Here is a 9,814-nt window from a genome sequence, read left to right as displayed (position 1 = left end):
GACCAGGAAGTGCAAGGCTCGCTGGTGGGGCCCCCGGACTTCAAATCCGGTGTGCCGTCTGAGGAAGGCGGCGGGTGGGTTCGATTCCCATGCACTTCCGCCAATTTATCCAATAAATTAAATCAGCCGGGCCGTAGAGGGCGTAGTTACGGCCCCCGAGGGCCAGACCGGGCAAGAGACCCGCCAGGCCTGTGAGCGGCGGCCCTCATTTCCGGTCGAGGTGGAGCTTCAGCTGTTAACCCTGATGCGCCTTAAAGCCGCCGGCAAGTTTGTCAAAGACCCGGAATTCCATCATCTGATCCGCCCCTCCTGCGCCGTCAGTCTTCTTTGGCTTACTTCCATTGTCAACTGGATCCGGAAGAGTTTGATTTCAAGGGCTGCATCCGCAGCGCCGAACGGTCCGGATCCGGACTTGCCAGTGCCACTGGCAGGAAAGGCCCCGCTATTCCCAACGCCAGCGGGAACGGATGCTTTTAGGCGGACTCGTCGGCCACCTGAGTTTTGCCGACGTCCCGCCGTCCTTTCAGTCTCTGCTGCGGTTCGGCAAGGCCGCCAGCTTCGGTCTCGACCAGTTCCGGATTGTCAATCCCCCCCATTAGCAATAAAACCAGGCATAAGGAGGGTAATAATGTCTCATTGGCGTGATGTCCTGGTCTGCACCGTCGGCACCAGCCTCAAGACTAATCTGGAAAAATCAGAGGAGGCGGGTATACGTTCCGCGCTAGAACAGAAAAATGTCAAGGGGCTGTCCCTGGAACTATTGAACCAATCCCCCGAGGATCGGCTCTGTGGGGCGGAGATTAATTCCATTACCAGTATTATTAAGCAAGGTCATTTAAATAACAAAAGAAGGCTGGTTTACCTGGTCTCCGATACTGAGGATGGGAAATTCTTAGGACAGGTTTTAACCCAATACTATGAAAACCACAATAATCCCTATCAGTTCCAAAAAGTAGAGTTTTATCCTCTGGAAGGTTTGGCAGACGCCACTCCCAAGCGGTTCCGGACGGAAGGACTGCGAAATCTGGTGCGGGCCATTGCACAGGTGGTTAATGAAGAAGGGTCGGAAACGATGGTGATCAACGCCACTGGCGGTTACAAGGCCCAAATCGCGTTTGCCGGTATGATCGGTCAGGCTCTGGAGATTCCGGTCTGTTATTTGTTCGAAAGGTTCAGCGAGGTTATCGAACTCCCGCCCCAGCCGATTTCTCTGGACCTGTCATTTTGGCTGGAGAACGTCGACCAGTTTTACGATCTGGCGGATAATGAGGCCCGGGAGAATCCCTCTCAAAGGGACCACCGGTTTGCGACGTTGGTGGACGCAATTGACATCAATGGCCAGACAGTTATCGGCCTTTCTCCCGTCGGCCAGCTCTTTCATGAAACCTTCCGGCATCGGTTTAAAATCCAGCGGCAAAGAATTTTGCCCCCTGCTTCTGGAATTGCACCGGAAGAAAAAGCTATCAAATATGAAGATCAGAATTCCAAGAAACATTCGGGACTCTCTTATTACCTCGGGCGTATCCGGAAGGTACCTTATGTAAATCGTCTCTATACCCATTACTACAACCCAGGTCTGCCCGGCAAGAACTACTTCCGCAAGTCCGCTACGGGCGAGGTCTCCCAGATCGAAGGGGGCTATAGTGATGGCAAAGCCTTAACCAAATTTGATGTAGTCACCACCGCCGCCACCAGCGCCCAACGCGATGCGGCCCTGGCGGATCTGCGGGAACAATTGCAAACTAAAAAATGGGGGTAGTCTATGAAAACCCTTGGCTAGATTGTTTCCAGGAGCTTCTAGAACCATAATACCAAACCGGTAAAAGTTTTTACCGGCGGGAGGTCAGATATGCGCTATCTTGTGGTCATGGATATACCAGGCATCAAAGAATATGTATTTGGCACCGATCGATTGGTGGAAATCAGGGGTGCCAGTGCGCTTTTAGATCATCTGAATCGAGATGAGGTCAAGAGCTATTTGGAACAACACCTGGGCCTAACTGAGGTAAAATGCGTATTTGCCGGTGGGGGGGCCGGACAATTTATTATCGATGCCAAGGGAGAGAATGAGCTGCACCATACCTTAAGGGGATTGAAGGGAAAAATTTTTAAGGAGTCTAAAGGAGGCTTACGCTTCGTTTCTGGAATTGCTGACCTTTCCGACAACAGCTATAAACTGGCCTTGGACACTGCTTTTTTAAAGCTGAGAAAAGAAAAGGAAGGATATCCCTTCGATTCCGTTCCCATTTACCACACCGGTTATATCCGGGAATGTGATAGTTGTTCCGGGATGGCCGCAAAATTTTGCGCATATGGGGATGAAACACGGGTTCTATGTGAAACATGCGCCAGGAAGGAAGAATATGGCAAAAAGCGGGGCTTATGGAAAGAATTCGCGGGTTATCTCCAAGGTCAAGGAATAAATGAAGCTCAGGCCCTTAATTACCGTCCCCAGAACTTCGAGGAGATCGGGAAAAGATGCCAGGCCCGGGAGGGATATACCGCCTTGGTGTATGCTGATGGCAATGCGATGGGCAAACTGATCAAGGAGATTAATGATCCGAATCATTATAGGGTTTTCTCTGCTACGGTAGATCGAGCTATTCGTCAGGCCTGCCATGAAGCGCTGGCTGCCCATTGCCCGGAGAGACAGGGTAAAATCCCGGCAGATATTCTATTATTGGGCGGAGATGATTTGTTGGTCTATCTGAGCGCCGATACGGCCCTGCCCTTCGCTCTTGATGTAGCCCAAAAGTTTAATGAAAAAACCCAACACGAATTCTCGCAAGACCGGTTTTTTAAGGAATTGTTACAAAATCAAGGTTTAACTGTCTCTTTAGGGATTGCTTATGGCAGAAGTCATACCCCGTTTCGGATTATGTTCAACCAGGCGGAGGAATTACTGAAATCCGCGAAAAGGGCCGGCTCTGAAGATGATAGGGCGCAAGGTTATTTTTCTCCTACTTATATTGACTATCATTTTAGCTCTTATTTCAACCAAGTAAAGGTGGAAAACTGCCGACAACAGCACTTACAACTTCAGGCGGCCAAACTCTTACGACTTTACCAGAAACCGTATTCATTGGAAGATGCCCGGAAACTCCTGGACTATGCCCGGTCCCTGAATCAGATCGGCATTCCCCGTACGCGTTTGAAAAGATTGGGTCAGATTCCCGCTCTGGGGAAGCTGAACGGCACCCTGGAATTTTTAAAATTTTATGTGCGGACCCGCCAGGATGAGCATAAGCGGGCCATATATGAGGCTCTGGATTACTTCGGTTGCGCCCAGGAAAACATTCCCTGGAAAGAAACGGATACCGAGTGTACTACGGTATTAGGAGACTTAATCGAATTGACTGAGTTCATTGCTTCACCCCAAGGTTTTGGAAAGGGGGAATAGACATGCATACTATCAGGCTAGAGCTAACCATCAAATTTCTCTCCAAATGGCATTCCGGTTCTGGTGAAGGAGGGCTGCACGTGGATCGCCTGATCCGCCGTGACGCTCGGAACTGGCCTTATATCCCCGGGAGTACCTTGAAGGGCGTGGTCCGAGAGAATTGCGAGAAGCTCAGCCGCAGTTTGGAGTTCCCGGAGCCGTCAGATCCACATCTAACCGATCTTAGCCAGCCGGGCAAGTTTACCCCTCTGAGCCAGGCCCCATCCCCGGTGGATGCGATTTTTGGCAACCACTTTGAAGAAGGGGGCCTGTTCTTTCGGAATGCTCAGTTAACGGAAGCACCGGTTTTTCATCATGCCTATCCCCAAAGTCGCACCCGCCGCTATCGCCGATTGGGAACCGTTAAAGAAAAACACCTGTTTACCAGTGAATATGCCTGGCCTTTGGAGTTCCAGACTACCATTGACGGCTCTCATCGTTATCTGAAGTCCTTTTCCCAGGGGGATCTGCCTTATGCTTATTGCTTACTGGTGGCGGGTATTCTCAACGTCGAGCGCTTGGGAGGAGACAAGAGCACCGGCTGTGGCAAGGTAGAAATCAGTATTGCTTCTCCGTTCCGGTACAATGAACAGCCGATAGAGTTGGAAAGCGTCTTTGAAATCCTGGACCCGGAGCTGATTAAATATTCCTTTTCCGCCGGGGAGGAACAGAAAGGAGGGGAAAACCCGTGAACTTCTATCGGATTACGGCAGAGCTGAAGGCGCCGATAATCATTCAGCAAGACCGGCAATCGTATGCGCCCTCGAGTTTGAATTATCTCCCTGGCAGCAGTCTGAGGGGGGCCTTGGCGGCTAAGTTCCTCCGCCAGGGGGGTAGCCCAGAAGCTTCAGGGTTTCGCGCCCTGTTTCTTGACCAGCCGGTCCGCTTCCCTAATCTCCTTCCTACCGATGACCCTGCGATCATTCCCCGAGTTCTACCCTTAACAACTATCTCCTGTAAGCGGCATCCAGGATTCCAAGCTCAGGGTAAACACGGAGTTCGGGACACCCTGGCATTAACCGCCGGTAATCGAATCCTTGGTAAAAGGGGGGTTACCCAGTTATATCAGTGTCCCTATTGTAATGAGGATATGAAACCGTTTTCCGGCTTCTGGAATGCCGACCTTGCCAATCCTCACATATATGACTCTACCATGCTTTATCAACGCCATACGGGCATCGACCGAGCCACTGGAACTGTCGCGCCTTCGATTTTCTTCACTACCCAGGCCATCGGAAATTTCCGTAAAAATCCTGAAAACGAAGAATATGTCCCGCAATATCTTTCCGGAGGTCTGTTTTTAAACCAGCGTCAACATGAAATATTGCGCTCGCTGCTTGGTAACGGTGTTGTATTTGCGGGAGCCGACCGGACCCGGGGATTTGGGGAATTTGAGATCTCCCTGGTAGAAGCTCAGTCTCAGGTTTTTAACCTGAGGGAGTGGGATAAGGCCTTCCAGGACCGCTTCAGGCAGGCAATAGGTCAAGAACTCCCCGCGGGGAGGTATTTCAGTCTGAAACTGGAATCCCCGACTATCCTTTTAGATCAATTTCTTCGCCCTACGTCAGAAATAACTTTATCCTTTACCGGTATTACGCCGGTTTTAAAGGTCGCCAAAGAGCAGATTATTCGGGGCTGGCAGACCAGTTGGGGGCTGCCCAAACCGGATGATCGGGCGCTGGCCGCCGGCAGTATTTTCTTGTTCAGATACCAGGGAGAAGACCTGGATGGATTAATAAGCTTTTTACAGCAGCTAGAGATCAATGGTCTCGGTCCGCGTAAAGCAGAAGGCTTGGGCCGGGTCTCAATCTGCGAACCGATACATCTACAGGTCCAGGAGGTGATCTAATGAATGATCAGACTATATTAACTCCTACTTTAGATTCTTCGACTTTGAAGCAAGTCGATATCTTTTTGGAGAACTGTTATTCCCAATCAATAGAAGCAGGCAAAGAATTGGCTAAAGTGGGCCTGAAAAAAAGCCAAATCAACGGTCTGCAAACCCTTGTAAACTCGACTAGGCGATTTTCAGAAATCTTCAATTTCATCAAAAGTCAAGCAGGTAAAGAAAGAGCTAAAAAAGAACAATGGCGTAAAGTGGCGGATAGGTTACTAAGTCAATTAGAGGCCTTAGAGCAACAAGCTCACCAACTGGGTAAGGGCGATCCGGGTAAGACCCTGGATATTAAGCTGCGATTAGCCCGAGGGTGGGCCAAACAAGTAGTGGCTCACTACCTCTGGGCTCGAAAAGATAAGGATGATGACGATGACGATAGATGATTATCTCGACTCAGAAGATTTTCTCCTGTTTTTGGATGAGACCTTACGCCAACAGGCATGTCAGGCAGTAGATTTTTTCCTTGAACGCAATGAGCCAGCCGCCAAAACCCAGCTTTATTCCATCCCGGCCATGATCCAGGCGAAAGGTCTGGAAGGTCTGAATAAGCTGACCGAATACCAAAAGGAAAAGAACACCAATCAGACGAACAAACAATTCTGGGAATTTGTTCGGACCCTTATTGATGTTTCTGGTGGTCAACCTCCGCCTTTTTCTCTGGTTTCTCTGGTTCGCCAAGAACTGACTAATAATAATCTGCTTGATAACGAAGCCAGGGTTTCAGAAAAGGCGGAACAAAAGAAAATCCGCAAAGCTAACCGGAATCTTACTATAAAGGTGATGGAACGGGCCCTGCCCGTCTACTTTGAACATTTCAACTGCCATTATTTTTATAAGAGCAGGTAAGGAGAGGCCATATGAGTAACAAATTTTTCCAGCGCAAGGTAAAAATTGAGGGAACTTTGGCCTTTGAGACCGCCTTTCATATCGGCTCCGGTCGGGAAGGAGAACTGGCCACCGATATGGGGGTCTTGATAGATCGTAATCGCCATCCCATTCTCCCCGGCTCGACCCTGAAAGGCAATTTTCGGACCATGGCCGAAAGGCTGGCGGGCTATCTGGGTCTAACCGCCTGCCTGCTGGATTCCCAATTATCCGGGACAGATTGTGTCAGTGTGGAGAGCTATCGTAAACAGGTGATCGAGAACTACAAAATAATCAAATCGGAGCCGGATAAGCTTGACTGGCTGCAAAAACATACCTGCACTGTTTGCCAGCTTTTTGGCTCGCCTCTGCAGGCCTCGCGGATCTTTTTCAGTGATGGCCAATTACTCTCCTGGGATGGAACCTTACAGGTGCGCGATGGGGTCTGTATAGACCGGGATTCGGAAACCGCCCGGCATGGCGCTAAGTATGATTTCGAAGTAGTACCCGCCGGAGCGGCATTTGATATTTCCATTGAGTTGGAAAATCCTGAAGATCGGGAACTGGCTCTGGTAGGCGCTGCCTTGGCGGAATGGGAAAACGGATTTCGCCTGGGAGGATTCACCTCCCGCGGCCTGGGGAAAGTGCGGCTGCAAAACCGAAGGATTACCGAAGTTGACTACACGAATACGGAGCAGCTTAGAAACTATCTTTTACACCGACAAATGACCGAAGTCGATAACCTTCTCACCGATTGTTTACAGAGAATTCTAAACCAGTCAGGAGGACCGCATGCTTAAGAAAATCGTTAACCACGCCTCCATTGAGCTAAGGATTATCCCGCTTGACCCTCTTTTGATCAAATCCGGACAGGCTACCATAAGCGGAGTCAACCTGGCTTTTGTTCGAACCTCGCGATCCGGCGGGCAGGACCAACCTTATATTCCGGGAAGTTCGTTAAAAGGGGTGATCCGGTCTTATGCGGAAAAGATCTGCCGCAGCCTGCGGGATCATCCGGTTCCGGTGTGCCTCCCTTACTTAAAACCGGGCCAAGAACAGGCGGGCGAAGAGGATCAAGCTTCCTGTGGATTGCGCTTTGAAAAATATAAAAAAGATCGCAAAATTCAGACCATCCACCCTCAGGATGTGTACCGGTTGTCCTGCCCGGTCTGTCGGTTGTTTGGCTCTCACAGCTTTGTGGGCCGGTTTGCGGCCTCGGATGCTTATCTTATTGGTGATTCAACTTTAGAAATTCGCGATGGCGTGGCCATCGACCGGCTGACCGGGGGAACGGCCGGGGGGGCCAAGTATGACCTGGAAGTTTTGACCAGAGGCGAATTTAAGACCACCGTGGAGATCAGAAACTTTGAGCGCTGGCAATTGGGCCTCATTGCTCTGGTGCTGCGGGATCTGGAACAGGGGCTGGTGCGTCTCGGGTCGGGCAAAAGCCGCGGTCTGGGAAAGAGCAAAGCGGATATTACTCGGTTTCAGGTTACATATTATAACCAACCAAGGCCGGTTTTAACCGGTTTGGCCGGTCTCTGTTCGGAAGCAGAATGTGAATCGTACGGATATTTCCAGGAATCATCAAATCATGCCCCTGCATTACCGGAACCTCAAATAAATGGGTTACGGCGGGAATATGATCTTACTGATACCTGGAAAGACGCGGTAGCCCCCGCGGTTGATGACCTGGTAGCTTATGTTTCCCAGGTGGAGTGGCCCCGGGGGCTGGAAAACTACACCAGAAGGAGATAATTATGAGCGGTCTTTATGCTCGAGATCTGGATCCAGAAGAATTTCTGAAAGTCGTGGAGGAAACTACCTGGCCCAAAGATAGCATATTGATGGCCTTTTCCCCGGCTCAGGCCCGGTTCAGTTGGTTCCGATACGATGCAACCTTCCTCCGCAGCTCCGATCAAGGGAGAATCTTTTCGCCGGCGGGAGAATTAAAATGGCGCCGCCTAGACGATAAATTCCGGGTGATATATCTGGGAGAAACGATTCCCTCCCTTGGACTTGCTGACCACTCGGCCTTATTGAAAGATTTGCAACCTGAACAGGGCGAACTGATCCTGTGGGGGGTTCGGACTGACCGGCAAGATGAATGGATTGAACAGCAGGTCCCCCAGCGGTTTGTTTATCCCGTTTCCGGGGAAAAAATTTCTCGGGGGCGGGTGGAATTAGTCGTGGAAAACTGGCTGGATTCTCATGGACTGCCCCAGTTCAGCCGCTACCACAGTCTTAAGGAATGTCAAGGAGAACGTCATGCCTCAGGGTGAAGCATTCTGGAACCCGTATCGGATGGTGCCCATAAGACAGAATATAACTCGAAGCTCGCCGGTGACCGATGAAAAGTTTACTGGCCGGAGCGGGATTATTTATTGTACGTTGGAAAATCTGACCCTGCTTTTTGTGGGGAAAAATCGCAAAGATAATACCCGATTCCTAACCCGCGCCGGGAGAGCCGTCATTCCTGGTAGTTCTTTGAAAGGCGCTCTCCGCTCCCTGGCCGAAATTGCCGGCGGTGGTTGTTGGGTGACCAATCCTCGGGAAGGTTGTAATAGTGTTCAACAATTATGTATTACCTGCCGGATGTTCGGAATGTTGGAACGCGGACCGAGGGCTAGAGTTCATAAAGGCAAAATCAGTATTGGAGACGCGCTTATTCGAGAAGCAAATCCCGCAATCCAGCAAGTAGAAATTCTACTTACCACCCCTAGTACTAAGCATACCCCTTTCTATCTGACTCCAACTACTGGCAATTTTGACGGTTTGTGTCGGAAGCTGTATTTCCACCAACCGCACCGCCGGCACTCGGTTCCCGAAATCCCCCAAAGTATCCGGCAATCCATGCACCCGCATATCCAACGTTTGTACGCCTTAGCCCCCGGTCAACATTTCGACTTCACGATAAACTTCTCCAACCTTACCGAAGAGGAATTAACACTGCTAATATATGTCTTGGCCCTGGAAGATAATGTGGTAGTTAACATTGGAGATGGGCCGAACCGGCTTACCCTAAGGGGCCCGCTGCGGCACAAAATCGGCTATGGCAAGCCCTTGGGGATGGGAAGCTGTCATATCACTATTAACAGACTCGTCTATCACAGCGAACCTCACACCAGGTTTGCTTCCCTCCAGGCGACCGGTGAGACCGACTATGAAGGAGAGGCCCTGCAAACCGTAATCAGCCGCTTAACCAAGAATATCGTTCAAGATAATTCTCTGACCATGCAACATCTGCGCAAGATGCTGGTCTGGGACGAAAACGATCCGCGGGTTTTTCACTATCCTGACCATCACTGGTTTCAAACCGAGGCAAATCAAAGGAAACAACTTAAAAATATTTAGAACGTTCCACTGCTGTCCGGTAGACGATACTTAAAAAGTGTCAATAATAGTTAAGAAAATAGTCCCCATAACTGCCAATTATGTTATAATGTTTTAGCGAAAAACCGAATAACCAAAAGGAGTTATGGAGACTACAGCACATCTTAACACAATCTTGGGGCAAATGCTACAACTAGTACCGAGACATGTTTTTGACCATATCGTTGCTCCCATTCCTGGGCAGGTCCGAAACCCAGAACCTTTTCGTATTGGTCACAGTT

At 50.0% G+C, this 9,814-nt stretch carries 10 protein-coding genes and 1 tRNA gene; all 11 read left to right on the top strand.

Translation table 11 applies throughout. The features are described 5' to 3' along the window. Window positions 1–5 precede the first annotated feature (5 nt). The 11 genes from JRG72_10635 to JRG72_10585 all read left to right on the top strand — a co-directional run bounded on the left by JRG72_10635 (window position 6) and on the right by JRG72_10585 (window position 9,554). A tRNA-Sec gene (locus JRG72_10635) sits at window positions 6–103 on the top strand. Window positions 104–628: 525 nt separating this feature from the next. Continuing rightward, on the top strand, window positions 629–1,759 hold the full coding sequence (locus JRG72_10630) for a putative CRISPR-associated protein (GenBank protein MBW2135660.1): 1,131 nt from the start codon (window positions 629–631) through the stop codon (window positions 1,757–1,759). 90 nt (window positions 1,760–1,849) lie between these two features. Then, window positions 1,850–3,400, top strand: a complete 1,551-nt coding sequence (locus JRG72_10625) for a hypothetical protein (GenBank protein ID MBW2135659.1) — start codon at window positions 1,850–1,852, stop codon at window positions 3,398–3,400. 2 nt (window positions 3,401–3,402) lie between these two features. Further along, a complete protein-coding gene (locus JRG72_10620; protein MBW2135658.1) occupies window positions 3,403–4,131 on the top strand; it encodes a hypothetical protein in 729 nt (242 codons plus the stop codon). Next, complete coding sequence (locus tag JRG72_10615; GenBank protein ID MBW2135657.1) at window positions 4,128–5,288, top strand: hypothetical protein; 1,161 nt, start codon at window positions 4,128–4,130, stop codon at window positions 5,286–5,288. The genes JRG72_10620 and JRG72_10615 overlap by 4 nt, the downstream gene beginning before the upstream one ends. Beyond that, on the top strand, window positions 5,288–5,719 hold the full coding sequence (locus tag JRG72_10610; protein MBW2135656.1) for a hypothetical protein: 432 nt from the start codon (window positions 5,288–5,290) through the stop codon (window positions 5,717–5,719). Before JRG72_10615 ends, JRG72_10610 begins: the two co-directional genes overlap by 1 nt. Continuing rightward, the gene (locus JRG72_10605) at window positions 5,706–6,182 is read left to right on the top strand and encodes a hypothetical protein (GenBank protein MBW2135655.1); all 477 of its coding nucleotides are present in this window, start codon (window positions 5,706–5,708) and stop codon (window positions 6,180–6,182) included. Before JRG72_10610 ends, JRG72_10605 begins: the two co-directional genes overlap by 14 nt. An 11-nt stretch (window positions 6,183–6,193) precedes the next feature. After that, window positions 6,194–7,000 (top strand): CRISPR-associated RAMP protein, encoded by an 807-nt coding sequence (locus JRG72_10600; GenBank protein MBW2135654.1) that lies wholly within the window; start codon window positions 6,194–6,196, stop codon window positions 6,998–7,000. After that, on the top strand, window positions 6,993–7,958 hold the full coding sequence (locus JRG72_10595) for a CRISPR-associated RAMP protein (GenBank protein MBW2135653.1): 966 nt from the start codon (window positions 6,993–6,995) through the stop codon (window positions 7,956–7,958). Before JRG72_10600 ends, JRG72_10595 begins: the two co-directional genes overlap by 8 nt. Window positions 7,959–7,960: 2 nt before the next feature. After that, the gene (locus tag JRG72_10590) at window positions 7,961–8,482 is read left to right on the top strand and encodes a hypothetical protein (protein ID MBW2135652.1); all 522 of its coding nucleotides are present in this window, start codon (window positions 7,961–7,963) and stop codon (window positions 8,480–8,482) included. Beyond that, the gene (locus JRG72_10585; protein MBW2135651.1) at window positions 8,469–9,554 is read left to right on the top strand and encodes a hypothetical protein; all 1,086 of its coding nucleotides are present in this window, start codon (window positions 8,469–8,471) and stop codon (window positions 9,552–9,554) included. Before JRG72_10590 ends, JRG72_10585 begins: the two co-directional genes overlap by 14 nt. The last annotated feature ends 260 nt before the right edge of the window (window positions 9,555–9,814 follow it).

The organism is Deltaproteobacteria bacterium, from assembly GCA_019309545.1.
Classification (GTDB): domain Bacteria; phylum Desulfobacterota; class Desulfobaccia; order Desulfobaccales; family Desulfobaccaceae; genus Desulfobacca_B.
The sequence above is the reverse complement of the archived record's forward strand: the minus strand, read 5'-3'. Positions and strand labels throughout refer to the sequence as shown.

Coding starts and splice junctions, on each gene's coding strand:
- JRG72_10630 (MBW2135660.1), top strand. CDS start 629: ATGTCTCATTGGCGTGATGTCCTGGTCTGCACCGTCGGCACCAGCCTC.
- JRG72_10625 (MBW2135659.1), top strand. CDS start 1,850: ATGCGCTATCTTGTGGTCATGGATATACCAGGCATCAAAGAATATGTA.
- JRG72_10620 (MBW2135658.1), top strand. CDS start 3,403: ATGCATACTATCAGGCTAGAGCTAACCATCAAATTTCTCTCCAAATGG.
- JRG72_10610 (MBW2135656.1), top strand. CDS start 5,288: ATGAATGATCAGACTATATTAACTCCTACTTTAGATTCTTCGACTTTG.
- JRG72_10605 (MBW2135655.1), top strand. CDS start 5,706: ATGACGATAGATGATTATCTCGACTCAGAAGATTTTCTCCTGTTTTTG.
- JRG72_10600 (MBW2135654.1), top strand. CDS start 6,194: ATGAGTAACAAATTTTTCCAGCGCAAGGTAAAAATTGAGGGAACTTTG.
- JRG72_10595 (MBW2135653.1), top strand. CDS start 6,993: ATGCTTAAGAAAATCGTTAACCACGCCTCCATTGAGCTAAGGATTATC.
- JRG72_10590 (MBW2135652.1), top strand. CDS start 7,961: ATGAGCGGTCTTTATGCTCGAGATCTGGATCCAGAAGAATTTCTGAAA.
- JRG72_10585 (MBW2135651.1), top strand. CDS start 8,469: ATGCCTCAGGGTGAAGCATTCTGGAACCCGTATCGGATGGTGCCCATA.